13 protein-coding genes and 1 pseudogene are annotated in these 18868 nt (G+C 65.7%); 9 read left to right on the top strand and 5 right to left on the bottom strand.

Annotated elements, in window-relative coordinates; genetic code table 11:
* The first annotated feature begins 2 nt into the window (after positions 1-2).
* Positions 3-1406 (top strand): dihydrolipoyl dehydrogenase, encoded by a 1404-nt coding sequence (gene lpdA / locus IFU00_09600; protein MBD8542535.1) that lies wholly within the window; start codon positions 3-5, stop codon positions 1404-1406.
* Between the two features lie 65 nt (positions 1407-1471).
* Here the strand turns inward: lpdA and IFU00_09595 are convergent, their stop codons facing one another.
* Both IFU00_09595 and IFU00_09590 read right to left on the bottom strand, forming a co-directional pair.
* Positions 1472-2107, bottom strand: coding sequence for a TetR/AcrR family transcriptional regulator (locus tag IFU00_09595; protein MBD8542534.1), 636 nt, complete (start codon positions 2105-2107; stop codon positions 1472-1474).
* A 382-nt stretch (positions 2108-2489) separates the two neighbouring features.
* Positions 2490-2843, bottom strand: coding sequence for a hypothetical protein (locus IFU00_09590; GenBank protein MBD8542533.1), 354 nt, complete (start codon positions 2841-2843; stop codon positions 2490-2492).
* 293 nt (positions 2844-3136) lie between these two features.
* Between IFU00_09590 and IFU00_09585 the strand changes: the two are divergent.
* Positions 3137-4678: pseudogene (locus IFU00_09585) on the top strand (HAMP domain-containing protein).
* 3 nt (positions 4679-4681) lie between these two features.
* On the opposite strand, the gene IFU00_09580 reads toward IFU00_09585, so the two are convergent.
* Positions 4682-5650 (bottom strand): IS1595 family transposase, encoded by a 969-nt coding sequence (locus tag IFU00_09580; GenBank protein ID MBD8542532.1) that lies wholly within the window; start codon positions 5648-5650, stop codon positions 4682-4684.
* 208 nt (positions 5651-5858) lie between these two features.
* Between IFU00_09580 and IFU00_09575 the strand changes: the two genes are divergently transcribed.
* The 6 genes from IFU00_09575 to IFU00_09550 all read left to right on the top strand — a co-directional run bounded on the left by IFU00_09575 (position 5859) and on the right by IFU00_09550 (position 16133).
* Positions 5859-6812, top strand: a complete 954-nt coding sequence (locus IFU00_09575; protein ID MBD8542531.1) for a DMT family transporter — start codon at positions 5859-5861, stop codon at positions 6810-6812.
* Positions 6813-7141: 329 nt separating this feature from the next.
* Positions 7142-9274 (top strand): TonB-dependent receptor, encoded by a 2133-nt coding sequence (locus tag IFU00_09570; GenBank protein ID MBD8542530.1) that lies wholly within the window; start codon positions 7142-7144, stop codon positions 9272-9274.
* Positions 9275-9319: 45 nt separating this feature from the next.
* A complete protein-coding gene (locus tag IFU00_09565; GenBank protein MBD8542529.1) occupies positions 9320-10663 on the top strand; it encodes a DUF2236 domain-containing protein in 1344 nt (447 codons plus the stop codon).
* A gap of 207 nt (positions 10664-10870) precedes the next feature.
* Positions 10871-11707 carry a carotenoid biosynthesis protein gene (locus tag IFU00_09560; protein ID MBD8542528.1) on the top strand — a complete coding sequence of 279 codons (837 nt, stop codon included), beginning with the start codon at positions 10871-10873 and terminating at the stop codon, positions 11705-11707.
* Positions 11708-11739: 32 nt separating this feature from the next.
* Positions 11740-15204: a response regulator gene (locus tag IFU00_09555; protein MBD8542527.1), complete on the top strand. Its 3465-nt coding sequence runs from the start codon at positions 11740-11742 to the stop codon at positions 15202-15204.
* A complete protein-coding gene (locus IFU00_09550; protein ID MBD8542526.1) occupies positions 15201-16133 on the top strand; it encodes a diguanylate cyclase in 933 nt (310 codons plus the stop codon). Before IFU00_09555 ends, IFU00_09550 begins: the two co-directional genes overlap by 4 nt.
* A gap of 55 nt (positions 16134-16188) precedes the next feature.
* Here IFU00_09550 and IFU00_09545 read toward each other — a convergent pair whose 3' ends face one another.
* Positions 16189-16794: a DedA family protein gene (locus IFU00_09545; protein MBD8542525.1), complete on the bottom strand. Its 606-nt coding sequence runs from the start codon at positions 16792-16794 to the stop codon at positions 16189-16191.
* Between the two features lie 194 nt (positions 16795-16988).
* Between IFU00_09545 and IFU00_09540 the strand changes: the two genes are divergently transcribed.
* Entirely contained in the window at positions 16989-17912 is a 924-nt protein-coding gene (locus IFU00_09540; protein ID MBD8542524.1) for a LysR family transcriptional regulator, read from the top strand.
* A gap of 68 nt (positions 17913-17980) precedes the next feature.
* On the opposite strand, the gene IFU00_09535 is transcribed toward IFU00_09540, so the two are convergent.
* Positions 17981-18682 carry a pirin family protein gene (locus tag IFU00_09535; protein ID MBD8542523.1) on the bottom strand — a complete coding sequence of 234 codons (702 nt, stop codon included), beginning with the start codon at positions 18680-18682 and terminating at the stop codon, positions 17981-17983.
* Positions 18683-18868 lie beyond the last annotated feature (186 nt).

Raw genomic sequence — 18868 nt, 5'->3', positions numbered from 1 at the left:
CGATGGAGACAATCAATACGACGCTCCTGATCATCGGTGGCGGCCCGGCCGGCTACGTGGCCGGCATCCGCGCCGGCCAGTTGGGCATCCCTACCGTCCTCGTCGAAGGCGCGCAACCGGGCGGCACCTGCCTGAACATCGGCTGCATTCCGTCCAAGGCGCTGATCCATGCGGCCGACGAATACGCCAAGACCGTGCATTACGCGGCGCAAACGTCGCCCCTGGGGATCAGGGTCGACGCGCCCAGCATCGACCTCGAAAAAACGGTGGCCTGGAAAGACGGCATCGTCAAGCGCCTGACCGGCGGCGTGGGCGCGCTGCTGAAGAAACAGGGTGTGCGCGTGGTACGCGGCTGGGCCCGTGTCCTCGACGGCAAGACCGTCGAAGTGCAGCCTCATGAGGGCAGCGGGCAAGAGCCGGTGCGCATCCGCTGCGAACACATGCTGCTGGCGAGCGGCTCGCACGCGGTCGAACTGCCGTTCATGCCGTTTGGCGGTCCGGTCATTTCGTCGACCGAGGCGCTGTCATTGAGCGAGGTACCGCGCCGCATGGTGGTGGTTGGCGCCGGTTATATCGGTCTGGAACTGGGCACGGCGTTTCGCAAGCTGGGCAGCCAGGTCACGGTCGTCGAGGCGGCCGAGCGCATCCTGCCAGCCTACGATGCGGATCTGGTCAAACCGGTTGCCACTTCACTCGAGCGCCTCGGTGTCGAGGTCCGCCTGGCGACATCGGTGCTGGGCATGGAGGGCGAGCGGGTCAAGGTGCGCGACGCGTCCGGCGTGGAAGCCTATCTCGAGGCTGACCGCGTGCTGGTGGCCGTGGGCCGCAAGCCGGCAACCACCGGCTGGGGTCTCGAACACCTGATGCTCGACATGAACGGGCGCGCCGTGAAAGTCGACGAGCAATGCCGCACGTCGATGCGCAATGTCTGGGCGATTGGCGACCTGACCGGTGAACCGATGCTGGCGCACCGCGCGATGGCGCAGGGCGAGATGGTGGCCGAGATCATCGCCGGCAAGCGACGCTGGTTCCATCCGGCGGCCATTCCAGCTGTCTGCTACACCGATCCCGAAATCGTGGTGGCCGGCATGTCCCCTGGCGAAGCCGCAGCGGCCGGCATCGACGCCATCAGCGCGAGTTTCCCGTTCAGCGCCAATGGACGGGCGATGACGATCGAGAGCACCGACGGTTTTGTCCGCGTCGTTGCGCGCAAGGACAATCACCTGATCCTGGGCTGGCAGGCGGTGGGCGTCGGCGTGGCCGAACTGGCGGCTGGCTTCACGCAGTCGATCGAACTGGGGGCACAACTGGAAGATGTGGCACGCACGATCCACGCGCATCCAACGCTCGGTGAAGCGGTGCAGGAAGCAGCGCTGCGCGCACTGGGCCACGCACTGCATATCTGATGCAGGCGCCATCCCGCACAGGGATGGCGCTTCCGCCCGGCTTTCCTTTTATGGACCGTGACTGATTACGCGCTGCCGGCTGGCGCGACGCGGGGCCGCTTGGACAGGGCTGTGCCAAGGCGCAGCGCCGCCGCAACTGCCTCGTCGATCGGCGGCTTGTAGTCGCACGCGATCCAGCGCATGGCAATATGGATCACGCCGCCAATGACGCCTGCCTGCAATAACTCGTCGTCCAGCAAATCGGGCGCGACGAGCCGCGTGACAGCCAACCCGAACTCATGAAGCGATTCATCGAAGGTGCGGTCCACGGCAGCACTCACACCACGGATTTCGACGAGGAATACACGTGCTGAACGGGGATCGCGCTGGATCGAAGAGAAATAAGCGTGGAGCATGGCTCGCGACCGGGCAATCCTGCCGCCGCGTGCCGATTCCCCGGCGAGCAACACTCTTTCACGCACCAGATCGGTGATGAACGTGTAGCTGGCGATCAAGAGCATTTCGCTGTTCGCGAACGATTCGTAGAAGTAGCGCTCGGTGAGACCCGCGGCATCGCAGACCGCCTTAACGGTCGCATTATGGTAGCCGCGCTCACCATACACACTGATGGCGCCGGCAATGAGGCGGTTACGCCGGTCGGCGCGACGCTGCTCCGGCGTCTGTCCGCGATAGGAGCGAGTGTTTGAAAGCTCTTGAGTCATTGCAACATTCTGACACATTATCACTAATAATGATGACAATCTGCCATGTCAGTCATTGCAACTGGGTCAAGCGCGTGACACTTCCACGGGCAATTGATTTTCCTAGTCAACAGCGGCCTGTTGGCACATCTGTTGCTCAATTTCTTTATGCGACATAGGTACTGGCACAGAGCTACAGATTCGAACGGAAAACACGCCCGAGCAATTGGCCCAAGACTTGGCATGATGCTCTCCGTTCATACCGAACACTGTTATCTCGCTGACAAGGCGGCTCTATGCATTCTAGTCCACCCTTGCCACTTCGGCGAGCCATTACGGAATTTCTGCAGGGACCGCGGCAAACGCTGCGACGCGATCGACCGGTCCCCCACGATGTTGCTGCTTATTTGTTATTGATGCCTTTGTTGGCGTTGGTATTTACACCAGTACCGGCAGCAGACTGGCTGCCTTGCGTGCCATTCTCGTCAGTCTTGCCCTGGAAACCTTCATCGGCCTGCTCTTCAGTCGAGCCACCTGCCAGCAGATCATCGGTGCGGCCGAGCTGTTGCAACCCGCCGCCAGCCGTTTCGTTCTCACTCTCGGTATTCGTCCCAGGCGCCGCCTGCTTGCTGCCGCTACCCGCGACGTCGCCAGTCGAGCCGGCACCCATCGTTGCCACGCTCGTCGTGCCGGTGGTGAGCTGGTCCCAGTTACGGCCCTTGACGTCGTGATCCTTGTTGTCGTTATCGATTGGCATGCTGTGCTCCTGATGTGTGATGGATGGAGTCATCTTATGCCGATCGCGCGCTGCCGCCATAGGCGTGTGCGCCCGTTCCCTGTAGGACTGGGAGCGCACGACATGCATCATTGCGGCTGTAAGACAATCAGCACCACTACCGAGTTGCAGTTTTGCCTCAATGCAACATTTATCGAGCCTGGAGCGTTATACTACCGACGAACTGCCTGCCCGGCGTTGCTCGTGCAGGCGTGGTTTGCGCATTCCATCATCAGCAGTCCGGCATTACACCACCGATTTTCAGGATCATCCCCATGAAGAACATACCTTTGGGCGCTCGCCTCGGGCTGGGCTTTGCCATTGTGCTGGCGCTGCTCGTTGCACTGAGCGCGACCGCCCTCACCCGCATGGACGAAGCAGGCAGCAAGACGCACCGCCTCGTCAACACCAGCATGAAGAACCAGCGCAATATCGCCGAATGGCGTCGCAATATCGAAGTCAACACCGCGATCAACGAAACTGTCTACCACGCGCCCGATGCGGCGATCCTGGACGTCATTGCCGCCCGCCGCGCTGCCATCACGGCGCGCTCGAACGAACTGCAGCAGGAGATCGACGCGGCACTTGCCAACCCGGGCGTGCGCGAGCAGTTCAAGACCGTCAAGGCAGAGCGCCTGGCGTACATGGCCGCGCGCGATGCGCTGTTTGCGGCCAAGCGCGCGGGCGACCAGGCCCGGCTTGACGACGTCTATCGCACCCGCGTGACACCGCAGACGGACTCGTATCTGGCAACGGTACGCAAGTTCGCCGACATGCAAAGCGCGGCCACGGGCGTCATTGCAACGACCATCCTCGATTCGTACGCCAGAACCAGGGTCATCCTGTTCACGCTCGCCGGTGCTGCCCTGCTGCTGGGCATTGGCTGCGCCTGGTGGATCACCCGCTCGATCACCCAACCGCTGCGCAGCGCGGTCGCAGTGGCCGAGCGCGTTGCAGCGGGCGACCTGACCAGCCGCATCGAGACAGGCCGGCGCGACGAAGTCGGCCAGTTGCTCGATGCGCTGGGCCGCATGAACGGCAACCTCGCGGGTATCGTCGGGCAGGTACGCGACGGGACCGCGACGATCGCGCACGTCTCGGGCGACATCGCCAGCGGCAACCAGGACCTGTCGGCCCGCACCGAGCAGCAAGCCGGCTCGCTCGAAGAAACGGCTGCCTCGATGGAAGAACTGACGTCGACCGTCCGCCAGAATACCGAGCACGCTCACCGTGCCAACAGCCTGGCCGCCACTGCTGCCGGCGTGGCCGGGGAAGGCGGGCGCATCGTGGGCGATGTGATCGGCACGATGGGGCGGATCGATGCCTCGTCGCAGCGCATCGTCGACATCATCGGCGTGATCGACGGCATTGCATTCCAGACGAATATCCTGGCGCTCAATGCGGCCGTCGAAGCAGCCCGCGCCGGCGAGCAGGGTCGCGGCTTCGCCGTCGTTGCCGGCGAAGTGCGTACGCTGGCCCAGCGTTCGGCAGCCGCAGCCCGGGAAATCAAGGGGCTGATCGACGATTCGGTTACGCAGGTACGCGAAGGCACGCGCCAGGTCGACCTGGCCGGGACAACCATGCAGCAGATCGTGCACAGCATCGGCCAGGTCACGGTGATCGTGAGCGAGATCGCCGCCGCCAGCGAAGAGCAGAGCGCCGGCATCGAACAGGTCAATACCGCGCTGGTCGAGATGGACCGCGTCACGCAGCAAAACGCTGCGCTCGTCGAAGAAGCCGCTGCGGCGGCCGACGCGATGCGCGAGCAGGCCAGCCAGCTCGCGTCGGTCGTGGCCACGTTCCGCCTGGCGCAGTCAGTGTTATCTGTTGATGACGCTGATAGCAATGCGAAGCAATTGGCCTGGCAAAATAATTCGCTCTCCATCCAGCGCCCAGCGCCAGCCCAGGTAATTGGGCAGGTAGCGCGACGCCACGCCGCGAAAGCGCTGTAGCCAGGCCTTGAAACGCTGATGGTAAGCGTTGACGTTCTGCACGTGGACAGCAACATTGCCCAGTCGTCTCGCACGCTCACCGGCGCGCAGGTTGACCGTCTCGTGCGCGATCCTGTGCTTGCGTGCAAATGCGCGGTAAGCAATGTGGCTGTCACTGACCAGCAAGGCCTGCTGATCGAGCCTGGGCAGCAAGTTACGCTCGAGCTGCGCAGCCGTCAGTGCGCCGCGACCAGTGACGGCATCGACCGTGCGGCCCTCACGGTCGCGCGCGACCAGGATACAGTCCAGTTCGCTGGAAATGCCCGGTTTGGCAGCGTGGCCGCCGCGGTGGCGCGGCGGCCGATCAAGCGTGCGTGAACCTTTTTGTGATTCGAGCAGAAATGTTTCATCGGCCTCGACGATGCCATTGAGGATTGCGGGCCGGTCGAGCTTGACCCAATGCAGGAAGCGGTGGCGCCAGCGAAAGGCCGTGGTGCGGTGTACGCCAACCTGGTTGGCTGCCTTGCGCACGGGAAGTGAATCGAGCAGCGTCTGAGAATACGCAAGCCATTTGGCCTTGAGCCTCAGCCGAGCCAGCGGCGTACCGGTCAGGTCGTTGAAGGTGCGACCGCAAGCGCAGCAGCGGTAACGCTGCAAGTCGTTGGCGAACCCGTGCCGGTAGCAACGCTCATTGCCGCATCTGGGGCAGCAGCGGCCTGGCGCCCTGGCCTCACTGATGAGTGCGACTACCTGATCGAGCCCGGCTGCAGGGTGCAGGGCATCGAGCACTTGCCGGCGCTGGGGCTGGTTCAGCGAAGGCAGTTTTGCAAACCAGCCCTTGAAACGCGGCGCTTTCATGATCGACTCCTGACGCTGTGGACAGGGGTTGGACCACTGGACTGCTCGTCAGTTCAAAAGTAGTCTCTATTTAACGCTGACTGCGCCTTCCGCCTCGAACCGGCCACGGCGCTCGGCGTGCGCCTGGCGCCGCCGGCGTCCGTTCTTGCATTGGCGGCCTGAGCCGCTGCTAGAATGCCCGGCTGACGGCGTCACGGAAGGAACAGGCATGGGTATCGGTGTGTTGTGCGGCTTGCTGGCTGGCGCCATGTGGGGCATCGTGTTCGTTGCGCCGGCGTATCTGGCCGCGTTCACGCCGCTGCAACTGACCGTCGGGCGCTATCTGGCCTACGGCGCCATCGCCCTCGTGCTCCTGGGCCCGCGCCTGCGCACCCTGCTCGCCAGCCTGTCCCGGACCGATCTGTACGCGCTGGTGCGTCATGCGCTGGCCGGCAACCTCGTGTATTACGTGCTGCTGGCGTACGGCGTGCAGTATGCGGGCGTCGCGCCCACCTCGCTGATCGTCGGCATGGTGCCGCTGGTCGTCACGCTGCTCGGTCGCCATGACCATGGCGCCGTGCCGCTGCGGCGCATGCTGGCCCCGCTGCTGCTGGTCGCAGTTGGCATCGCCTGCATCAACATCGACACCTTCATGCATGCGCCGCCCGACGCATCCGGCATCGCCATCGCCGGCGGCGTGCTGTGCGCCACCGGCGCCTTGCTGTGCTGGAGCTGGTACGCGCTCGACAATGCACGCTACCTGAAGAACAACCCGCGCTTTGGCAGCGGCGAATGGTCGGCGCTGTACGGCCTGGCCACGGGCGTGCTGTCCCTGGCGCTCGCACCGTTCGCGTTCTGGGATGCCGGCGGGCAAGTGGCTGGCGAGCGCGACTGGATCGTGTTCTGGGCCTGCAACGCTTTGCTGGCGCTGGGCGCATCGGTCATCGGCAACCATTTCTGGAACGTGGCGAGCCGCCGCGTGCCCGTCACGCTGACAGGCCAGCTGATCCTGTTCGAAACGCTGTTCGCGCTGCTGTACGGCTGCATCTATCGCGGCGCCGGACCACGGCCGCTCGAACTGGCGGCAATCGCGCTGCTGATCGCCGGCGTGGCCTGGTCGGTCAGGCTGCACGGCGCCGTTGGGAATGACAAAATCATCAGTCCTGGTGCCGAGCTTCATTGACAGATTACTCAGTCAACACGCTGACCGTTGCGTACAGGTGTCATTTTTGTTCAATTAACTTCCCCGGACTATTTCGCCTCGAGATGTACTGCTAGACTCTCGGGCGTGGAATTGCTCAGCGCAATTAAATTTGCCACAAAGAACAACATTGGACATGCGTTGCTCAGGACGGGCACGCAGTTGTCCCACCGGGAGTGGTATCAATGAAAGCAAGACCAGTCCGCCCAGCGCACACGCTGCTGGCCGCGGCCGTATCCAGTATCGTCTGCAGTATCGCCAGCGCGCAAACTGCGCCCACCCTGCACAGTGGCCAGGACAGTGGCCCGGCCGTGCCGGAAGTCGTCGTCACCGCCCAGCGCACCGAATCCCTGGCGTCCCGTACGCCGCTTGCGATCAGCGTCCTGTCCGGCGAGCAGTTGCGCGAGCTGGGCGCCGACAGCGCTGCCACCATTGGACCGCGCCTGCCGAATGTCTACATCGACCAGGCGTTCTCGGGCCTGCGCCTGACGATCCGCGGCATCAGCAACAGCGACACCACCGACAAGGGCGACCCGTCGGCCGCCTTCATGCTCGACGGCGTGTACATCGCACGGCCTGCCGGCCAGAGCGGCAATTTCCTGGACGTTGACCGCATCGAAGTGCTGCGCGGCCCGCAGGGCACGCTGTATGGCCGCAACACGACTGCCGGCCTGGTCAACGTGATCTCGAACCTGCCGACCGACCGCTTCGAGGGCGCCATCGGGTTCGAAGCGGGCACCTACGACCGGCGCAAAATCGACGGCGTGATCAACGTGCCGGTGAACGACATGCTGGCGCTGCGCGCCGCCGTGAGCAAGTTGCAGCATGACCCCTACCTGAACAACGGCCAGGGCACGCTGCTGCGCCCCGGCATGGACCAGGACGACCGTGACGCGCGCCTGAGTGCCAAGCTGGCGCTGGGCCGCGACGCCGCGCTGGTGCTGCGCTACGATCATGGCCAGGCCAAAGGCAATAACGATCGCTTCGTGCCGGACACGAATTTCTATTCCGGCGTGGCCAGCGGCAAACCCGTGTACCGCGACAGCACGACCGACGAACGCCTGACCAACAGCTTCCGTCCGCCGAACATGACGCCCGTGCAGGGCTGGCAAGACCGCGTGGCCCGGGGCTGGTCCGCCGACCTGCGCTGGGATCTCGGTCCTGCCACGCTGTATTACCTGGGCGCGCGCCGCAAGCTGGACCAGGAACTCCGCCAGAACTACTACTACCGCGTGGCCCCGCAGCTCGCCCTTGGCGTGATCAACAACTACGACGGCCACAACGAGCAGGATTCGCATGAGCTGCGCCTGGCCACCAATGGCGCCGGCCCGCTCAGCGCCCAGGGCGGCTTGTACTACTTCAACGAAACGTCCGACACGTCGTACGCGTTCCAGGGCCTGCAAGCGGTCGGCTTGCCGCCGTATTACGCGTTTCCGCTCGTGACCGAAGCGCGCAGCCGCGCCGTGTTCGGCCAGCTGACCTGGCGCGTGGTCGACGGCCTGCGCCTGACCGCCGGCGCGCGCCGCACCGAGGACGACAAGGACCGCGTCGGCTCGACCGATTTCCGGCAAGGGCCCGTGTTCAACGCCGCGACCGACCGGCGCCTGCTCAATGCGGCCGAATTGAATACCGCACGCACGACCTGGCGCCTGGGACTTGACTACGACCTGCTGCCCACGACGCTGCTGTATGGCAGCCTGGCCACCGGCTACAAGGCGGGCGGCTTCAACGACGGCTGCATCGCCGGCAGCACCGCGCTGGGCATCGCATGCCCGGCGGCAGTGGCCGTATCGGAAAGCGCGCTGTACTACCAGCCGGAAGAACTGCGCGCCTGGGAAGCCGGCGTCAAGTCGCGCCTGTGGGGTGGTCGCGTCACCGTCAACGCCGCTGCCTTCGTATACGACTACACGAATCTGCAACTGAGCGGCACCGCCATTGTCTCGGGCGCCCCGCGCATCCTGACGGGCAACGCCGGCGTCGCCCGCTCGCGCGGCCTGGAACTGGACGGCGACATCCGCGTCGGCAGCAACGGGCGCCTCAGCTACGGCGCGACCGCGCTCGACGCACACTATGTGTCGTACAACCCGACCCCCACCGCGTCATGGGCCGGCCGCAAGCTCGATCGCGCGCCGAGCCATGTCTATACGCTCGGCTACGAGCACCGCTTCGGCGTGTTTGGCGGGCAGCTGCATGCGGGGGTGTTCTCGCGCCGCAGCGCCGAGTATGTGATCACGATTCCGAGCCAGCTGCTCGAATACCGGATTCCCGCGCACACGACCACCGACGCCACACTGCGCTACGCCCCGGCCGGCGGCGCCTGGAGCCTGCTGGCGCGCGTGCGCAACCTGGAAAATTCGGTGCGCCCGTCGCTGATCGACAGCTTCGGCATGACCACGCCGACGGCGCCGCGTACGGCCGACGTGCGCCTCGATCTGCGCTTTTGATCCACTGCTGGAACCCTGCCTCCCCTTACCTCACAAGGAACGCCGATGGATCGCATTGCCCCCGAGTTGCTCTGTCCAACGCTGCGCGCCGACCCGCCCGCCGATGACACCGTCGCGCGGATGCTGGCCGGCGCCAGCGGGCCGGGCGAGCTGTCGGCGCGCATCGCGCAGATCAACGGCGAACTGGCGCGCTGGCAGACCAATGGCGCGCTGGCGTCCTGGCAGCCCGGGCCCGGTCTCGATCCCCGCGCGGCCGAGGCGTTGACCGGTTACCTGGCCGCCTGCCAGCACTTGCCGGCGTGGACCGACCGGGCGGCCATCGCGCGCGCCGAGACGCTGTTCATGGACATGAGCATGCTCTCGTGCACGCTGCTGTTCTGCGCCAGCCTGCCCGAATGCTATGTGCTGCCCGACCTGTCGGCGGTGCTGCACGCGGCTGGCCAGCTCGAGGCGCACACCGATTACCGCGTGCGCTCCACCGCCGCCATGATCTTCCCGGTCATGCTGGCCGGCGGCCTGACCACGCCCGAAGGGGGCGGCGTGGCCCAGGCGCTCAAGGTGCGCCTGATTCACGCCACCATTCGTTATCTGATCCTGCGCGGCACGCCGAATGACGCCGTAGACGCCCCACCGGTGCCGTCGCTGGCGCCGGCGGGCGGCGGCATCTATCACACGCTGTACGCGCATGGCTGGGACACGTCCGTCAACGGCCTGCCATGCAATCAGGAAGAACTGGCTTATACCCTGCTCACGTTCAGCTACGTGTTCGTGCGGGGCCTGCGCACGCTGCGCCTCGCGCTGCCCGCGCAGGATGAAGAAGCCTACCTGCACACCTGGAACGTACTGGGCCACGTGCTGGGCATCGAACAGGGCCTGATGGCGACCACGATGGCACAGGCGCAGCACGATTTCGAGGCCATCCAGGCGCGCGCCCGCCTGCTGGTGCGCAGGCCCGATCCGCGCCCGCTGCTGGCGGCGGACCTGATGAAGGCGATGGAAAACGAGATCCCGATCCGGCTGCTGAAACCCGTGCCGACGCTGCTCACGCGCCTGCTGTGCAAGGGCGACGCCAGGCGCGCCCTGGGTCTGGACGCGCGCGTGCCACTGCTGGCGCGGGCCGTGTTCGCGCTCGCACTGGCAGCCGTGCGCTGTATCGACGCCGTGGCGCGCGTGTTCGTGCCCGGTTTTTCGCTCAGCCGCATGCTGACGCGCGCGCTGGGCCAGCGCCTGGTGACGCACTTCCTGCTTGACCTGACCCGGCCGCTGCGCCTGCCCGACGCGCTGCTGAACGACGTGCATGCGGCCGCCAGCACCTGGCGCACGGACCCGAACGCATCGCACTGGATACGTCGCCTGGAAGCGCGCCTGGCCGGGAGGCCGCCGGCCTGATCGGCGCTGTAGACCGGCAGTGGGCGTCCAGGGAACACCACAGCCGTGCGAAAATGTTACATTCAAGAATCACAATGCTGTTGCTCGCAGGGATGACCTGCTAGACTGTCAATATAGACTGTCATTATCGCAACATCCCCTGTCAACACTCGGGCGCAGACGTCATTTCGACCAAACAGTTAGCGCCTCGCACCGATGAATCCGAAGATGATGCCCTCGCCAACTGTCCTGTCCCGTCTTGCTGCAGCGTTCGGCGGCGCCGCCCTGCTGGCGCTGCTGCTGCGCGGCTGGCATGCCGGGACCCAGTTGCTGGTCGCCAGTTCAGTACTGATGTTCCTGGCGTGCCTGGCCAGCGCAGCACGCGTGCTCGGCCAGCGTGCGGCCATCTCCCTCGTGCTGATCGCGCTGCCGGTCGGCTGGTTCGCCGAAGAGATGGGCGCCAGCTACGGCTGGTTCTTCGGCAGCTACCACTACACGCCGGTCCTCGGCCCGCAACTGGGCAGCGTGCGCGTGGTCATTCCGCTCATGTGGTTCGCGCTGTCGTATATCGGCTATGTGATGGCCAACCTGATCGTCTGGCAAATCCCGGCCGATGGCGCCACGTCGATCCGCCGCAGCATCGTCATGGCCCTGCTTGCCGCGCTGATCGTGACCGCCTACGACCTGGGTGTCGATCCGTACATGGTCTACAAGCTCAAGGCCTGGATCATGGTGAGGGACGATGGCTGGTGGTTCGGCGAGACGCTGCAGGGCTTTGCCGGCTGGATGCTGGTGGCCTGCAGCATCGTCTTCGTGTTCCGAATGCTGTTGCGCCGCACCGGGGCCCGCCCGGCGCCGGCCGCGCGCACGCGCGATGTCCTGGTCCCGCTCGGTCTGTACGGCGCATTGATGCTGTTCGAAGCCACCCAAAGCGTGCCGGTCGAAACGCGCACCATCGCCCTGTTCGTGATGGGCATGCCGCTGTTGTGCGCCGCATGCGGGCTGTATCGCTGGCAGCCGGTACCTGCCGTTTCAGCCAGCGCTGCGGCCAGGGGTGCAGCATGACGTACTGGATGAAGCGCGCCACGTGCGCGCGCATGGCTGCCTTTGCATGCCTGGCAATACTACTCGTGCTGGGCATGATGGCTGCGACGCCGGCCATGGCCCAGACGCTACAGTTGACGCGCGACGCCGGCGTCGTCGATGCCTGGCCGGCCGTGACGACGCTGGCCGATCCCGACAACGCGCTCGACGCCCCTGCCGCACTGGCCGCCGGGGCGCGCTTTGCGCGGCCAGCGACCGCCGACGCCAGCCTGGGCATGCTGCCGGGGACCACCTGGGTCCGGATCCCGATTGCGGTGGCGCGCGACGCCACCAACGGCTGGGTGATGCAGATCGACTTCGCACTGCTCGACGAGGTCGACGTCTGGGTACGCTTCCCAGGCGGCCTGCGCAAGATCGCCAGTGTCGGGCGCATGCAGCAGCAGTCGGGCGATGCGCTCAAGGGCCGCGTGCCCGGCGCCGTGCTGCGCCTGACACCGGGCACGGCCTACACCGTGCTGCTGCGCGTGAAGACGGTGGGCCCCAAGATCCTGCCGATCAGCTTCAGGCAGCCCGATGCCGTCCTGTCCGCCGAATTGGGCGAGCAGCTGATGCAGGGCATCCTGCTGGGCCTGCGCGTGACGCTGATCCTGTACGCGCTGGGCCAGTGGTATGCGCTGCGCGAGCCGCTGTTCGGCAAGTACGCGCTGCTGGCCACCGGCGTTACGCTGTATTCGGCCGCCTGGTTCGGCATCGCCGGCCAGTACCTCTACCCGGGCAATGCCTGGCTGCTCGAACACGGCGCGGGCCTGGCCTCGATCATGGCCTCGTGCGGCGCCTACCTGTTCGTCGAGCAATCGCTCGCGCGGCCCGGCCGGGACCGCATCTTCAGCCGCATGATGAAGACGCTGGCCGCGCTGTGCCTGGTCACCGCGATCGGCTTCGCCGCCGGCGTCATCAATCACAAATACCTGGTCCTGATCGTCGGCACGCTGGGCATCATGCCGATGCTGCTCGGCCTGCCCGGCGCCTACCGGCGCGCGCGGACGGGCGACGCGGTCGGCATTTACTTTCTGGCCGGCTGGGCGGTGGCATTTGCGGCCGCATTCGTCACCGCGCAGCTCATCAATGGCAAGCTCCCGGCGAACTTCTGGACCATGCACGCGCTGGTCTTCGGCAGCACCTTCGACATGCTGGTGTTCATGCGCATCCTGGCCCTGCGCACCGAGGCGATGCAACAGGCGATGCTGCGCGCCGAAGCCAGCACCCGCATGAAGTCGGAATTTCTGGCCAATATGAGCCATGAAATCCGCACGCCGATGAACGCCATCATCGGCATGAGCCGGCTGGCCCTGATGAGCGAGCCGGCGCCGCAGTTGCGCAATTACCTGAGCAAGATCCTGGGCGCCAGCGAGCACCTGATGGGGATCATCAACGACATCCTCGACTTTTCCCGCATCGAGGCGGGCAAGCTGCAGGTGGAAGCGGTGCCGTTCGACCTCGACGAGATGCTCGATCATCTGGCGAGCCTGACCGGCGTGAAGACCGACGCCAAGGGCATCGAGCTGATCTTCCGGGTTGGCCCCGGCGTGCCGCAGCGCCTGATTGGCGACCCGCTGCGTCTCGGCCAGATCCTGATCAACCTGACCGGCAATGCCGTCAAGTTCACCGAGCGCGGTGAAATCGTGGTGGCCGTCGAGGCGCAGCAGGTCGACGGCAACAGGATCGTGCTGGCCTTCACGGTCAGCGACACCGGCATCGGCATGACGCCCGAGCAGCTGGCGCGCCTGTTCGTCTCGTTCAGCCAGGCCGACAGCTCGACCACGCGCAAGTACGGCGGCACGGGCCTGGGCCTGTCGATCTCGCGCCAGCTGGTCGAATTAATGGGCGGCGAGATCGCGGCGCGCAGCACGCCGCACGTCGGCAGCAGCTTTACCTTCACCGTGCAGCTGGGGATCGCCGAAGGGTATGCCGCCGCCAGTGCGGTACGCAAGGCGCTCTTGCTCGACGTGCGCGCGCTGGTCGTTGACGACAGCGCCACCGCGCGTGGCGCGCTGGCCGAAATGCTCGCCGGCCTGGGCGTGCACGCCGATATGGCCGCTTCGGGCGAAGAATGCCTCGCGCTGCTGGCGCAGGCCGCGCGCGACCGGAACCCCTACCAGATCGTGCTGATGGACTACCTGATGCCGGGCCTGGACGGCATGCAGACCATCCACCGCATTCACCGGCACGCCGAGGACCAGGGCGACATGACGCCGCCGCCGGCGATCCTGATGATCTCGGCCTGCACGCGCGAGACCGTGATGCAGGAGCAAGGGGAAAGTGAGCTGCCGATCGACGCGTTCCTGCACAAGCCGGTCGGCCCGGCGCTCCTGTACCACAGCCTGCTGCAAGTATTGCACCCGCAGCTGGGCGCCGTCGACACGGTCGACAACTACCTGCCGGCCCTGGCCGACCTGCCGCGCCTGGATGGCGCGCGTATCCTGCTGGCCGAGGACAACGACAACAACCGCGAAGTCGCGCTCGACTTCATGGCCGCCGCGCGCATGCAGGTCGATGTCGCCTTCAATGGCGTGGACGCGGTGCGCATGGCGCTGGCCGGGGACTATGACCTGGTCCTGATGGACATCCAGATGCCCGAGATGGATGGCTTGACGGCCACACGCGAGATCCGGCTCGACCCGCGCCTGCGCGCGTTGCCGATCGTGGCCATGACGGCGCACGCGCTGCCCAGCGACCGCGCGCTGAGCCGCCTGGCCGGCATGAACGACCATGTGACCAAGCCGATCGACCCCGACCTGCTGTTTTGCACGCTGCTCAAATGGATCGATCCGGCACGCCTGGCAGGCCGCGTGGCGCCGCCCGCCATGCGGCCCACCCCGTCCACGCTGCAGCAATCGTCCAGCCGGCCGCTGCCGGCAGTGCCGGGCATCGACTGGCGCATGGCGCTGGAGAATGTGAATGGTCAGCGCAGCCGCCTGGAAAAGCGCGCCGGCAGCTTCATCCGCGAATACGCCAGTGCCCCGCGCATCCTGCGCGAAGCGCTGCAGGCGGGCGACCACCCGCGCCTGCAAGCACTGGCGCACAACCTGAAGTCGAGCGCCGCCTACGTGGGTGCGTTCGAACTGAGCAGCGCCGCTGCGCGTCTCGAGCAGGATCTGCGCGCCGGCCAGTTCGACCGCGTCGGCATCCAGGTGCCGGCCCTCGTGAACGCGGCCGACACGGTACTGTCCGGCCTGGCCCAGATGGCGGCGCTGGCACTGCCGACAGCGGGCGATCCGGAAGCGCTGTCGCTGGTGATCGCGCGCCTGGACGGCTACCTGCGTACCGACGATGCGCGCGCCGAAGACGCCCTGGCACAGCTCGAGTCGCTGCTTGGCACGCAGACCCACGCCGAGCCCGTCGAACGGGCGCTGGGCGCCGTACGGCGTGCTGTGGCCGAGATCGAGTATGCGGCGGCGCTGGCGCCGCTGGCGGCCCTGGGCGCGCAACTCGATCTCAGCCTGGAAGGCAGCCAATGAATATCGATCAGTCGCAAAAAGTGCTGGTGGCCGACGACGACGCCATCAACCGCGAAGTGCTGGGCGAACTGCTCAAGCCCGACTATACGGTGCTGCTGGCCCGCAATGGCGCCCAGACCCTGGAACGCGCCGGGCGCCACCTGCCCGACCTGATCCTGCTCGACGTGATGATGCCGGACATGGACGGTTACGAGGTGTTGCGCCGGCTGCGCGGCGATCCGCAGACGGCGCACATCGCCATCATCTTCATCTCCGGCCTGGACCGGCCCGAAGACGAAGCCAATGGCCTCAAGATGGGCGCGTCGGACTACATCGTCAAGCCGTTCAACCAGACCGTCGTGATGGCGCGCGTGGCGCTGCACCTGCAGGTCGTGCGCCAGCGCCGGATGCTCGAACGCCTCGCCAATATCGACGGCCTGACCGAACTGGCCAACCGGCGCCGCTTCGACGAAGTGTATGAGCAGGAATGGCAGCGCGCCTGCCAGAGCGGGCTGCCACTGTCGCTGGCCCTGCTCGACATCGACGCCTTCAAGCAGTTCAACGACCGGTATGGCCACCCGGCGGGCGACCGCGCGCTGCGCTCGGTGGCGCGCACCGCTGGCGCAGGCATGCACCGGCCGGGCGACCTGGCGGCGCGCTATGGCGGCGAAGAACTGCTGCTGTTGATGCCCGAGACCGATGCCCAGTCCGCGCATGCGATCGCCGAAGCGCTGCGCGCGGCCATTGCCGGACTGGCGATCCCGCACGAAGCATCGAGCGTTGCGCCGGTGCTGACCGTCAGCATCGGCGGCGCCACATTCGATCCGGCCGGCACCGAACAACCGTTCGAACTGTTCGAAGCGGCCGACGCCCAGCTCTATCGCGCCAAGCAGGCCGGGCGCGATCAGGTGTGGTGGCGCGCGCTGGCGCTGGCGACGGCGTCCGCTTAGCCGGCAAGCCGGCCTGGCCTGGCCTGGACTGGCCTGGCCAGCAGCCATGAACGGTTCAGGTCTTGCTACGCGACTTGAATGTCACCACGCGGTACAGATACCAGCCGAGCAGGCCGATCAGGACTGCCTTCGACACCGGATCGACATACTCGGCCACGCGCTCGTACTGGCTCTCGAGTGCATAGCCGGCGCCGGTCAGGATGCCGGTCCAGATCAGCGAACCGATCGTCGAGAACAACAGAAACTGGCCCATCGACATGTTGGCCAGACCGGCCGGCACCGAAATCAGCGTGCGGATCGCCGGAATCAACCGCCCCAGCAGGACCACTTTCTTGCCGTGCTTTTCGAAGGCGTCCATCGCATGCTCGATGTCGCCGTGGGTGACGGTCATCCAGCGCGCGTGCTTGTCGGCGAAGGCTTCGAGCCGCTCCTTGCCATACACCTTGCCGGCGTAATACCACGGCAAAGCGCCTGCTACCGATCCGGCGGTGCCGGCAAGCAGCACGCCGATCACGTTCAGGTCACCGCGCGCAGCGACAAATCCGGCAAACGGCATGATCAGCTCGGATGGAATCGGAGGAAAAATGTTTTCCAGCGCCATCAGCGCGAAGACGCCGAGATAGCCGCTCTTTTGCATGAACTCGGTGATGAACTCGAACACGGGACGTACTCCATATGATTGGGCAGCCCGTACGATACCAATTTTCAAAACCAGGCATCTGTTCTGCTGCGCACGCATGGCGCGCGCGCCGGCCAACCATGGCGACAGAATCAGACTGCTATTTTCGCCCCGGGGGCTTGGTGGCGCCCGCGCTTGCCGCTACCATGGCTGGATACCGATTCCAGGATGCCTACTTGCTCAAGCTCAGCCTCGACGCCCTTCAGATCATCGACACCATCGCCCGCCGAGGCTCGTTCGCGGGCGCGGCCAAGGAATTGTTTCGCGTGCCGTCCACCATCTCGTACACGGTGTCCAAGCTCGAGGACGACCTGGGCGTGCGCCTGTTCGACCGTTTCGGGCCGAAGGTCACGCTGACGCCGGCGGGCCAGGCGTTGCTCAAGGACGGGCGCTACCTGCTGCGCGCTGCCGGCGACCTGGAGTCGCGCGTGCGGCGCGTGGCCTCGGGCTGGGAAACGGACTTTGCGATCGGGATGGATTCGGTGCTGGGCGCGGGTGGCCTGCAGCCGGACATTGAAGACTTTTACCAGGTCGCCGACCACACGCGCCTGCGCATCGTGCGCGAGTCGCTCGGTGGTACCTGGGACGCCCTGCTCGACCGCCGCGTCGACCTGCTCGTGGGCGCTGCCGGCGACGGACCGTCGGGCGGCGGCTACACGGCTGAACCGATCGGCACGAGCAGCTTCGTGTTCGCGGTCGCCCCGCACCATCCGCTGGCAGCGCTTGACCATCCGCTCGACAAGGCCGATCTGCTGCCGTACCGGGCGATCACGGTGTCGGATTCAGCGCGCGTGCTGGGCGCGCGCACCGTGGGCATCCTGTTCGGACAGGCCACGCTGGCCGTGCCCGACATGCGCACCAAGTACGAGTTCCAGGTGCAGGGGCTGGGCTTCGGCTTCCTGCCCGAGGCATGGGCCAGACCGGCGATCGCGCGCGGCCAGCTCATTGAAAAGCAGGTGGTGGAACCCAAGCCCGACGAAACCTTTTATCTGGCCTGGCGCAGCACCGAGGACGGCGCGGCGCTCACCTGGTGGATCGACCGGATGCGCACGAGTTCACCGTTCGCGCGCATGGCCGTCGATCCGTGTGCGGCTGCATAAAACGACACGCACACACGACACACCGCCCCGGGATCGGGGCGGCATTGCTGCCATGCTGCCTGCGCGTGTTACTGCGGCAGATCGAACACCAGCACTTCGGCCGCTTCGGCCTGGCTCAGCGTCACCGCAGGTTCACCGGTGATCTTGAGCGCGTCACCACCGCTCAGCGCCACGCCGTTGACCGTGATCTGGCCACGAATCACGTGGACATAGGCCTGGCGGCCATCGGCCAGCGCATGCGTTGCCTCATCGGCGCCATTGAAGATGCCGGCATGGATCGATGCATCCTGACGGATCGAGACCGAGCCATCGCGGCCGTCGTTCGACGCCACCACGCGCAGCTTGCCGGTCTTCGAGGCCGTGTCGAAGTGCTTTTCTTCGTAGCGCGGTTCGGCGCCGATTTCGTTCGGCTCGATCCAGATCTGCAGGAAGTGCACGCCTTCTGTTTTCGAACCATTGAACTCACTGTGCACGACGCCCGTACCGGCGCTCATGACCTGCACGTCGCCGTAGCGCAGCACCGAGCCGTTGCCCATGCTGTCCTTGTGCGCCAGGGCGCCTTCGAGCACATACGAGATGATTTCCATATTGCGGTGACCGTGAGAATCGAAGCCGCGGCCTGCCTCTACATGGTCATCATTGATGACGCGCAGCGGGCCAAAACCCATGTGTTTCGGATCGTGGTAGTGACCGAACGAAAACGAGTGCTGCGAGTTCAGCCAGCCAAAACTGGCGCCACCACGTTCATTGCTTTTACGGACGTTCAACATCATTTGCTCCTTTCGTGATTGGATCATCGAGCTGCTCGAATCTTGATGCCGTTGCGGGCACTCGCTGATTCGCGCCTTGTTCCCGATGCGATGACGCTATTATGCGCGCCACCGGCCATGATGAAAAACGAGTTATCTGCCGCCCTATGATCGATATTTTCGATTATGGAATCTGTGTCTCGGGCT

It is taken from the genome of Oxalobacteraceae sp. CFBP 8761 (genome assembly GCA_014841595.1).
GTDB lineage: Bacteria > Pseudomonadota > Gammaproteobacteria > Burkholderiales > Burkholderiaceae_D > Telluria.
This window is presented reverse-complemented; position numbering and strand designations above follow the sequence as displayed.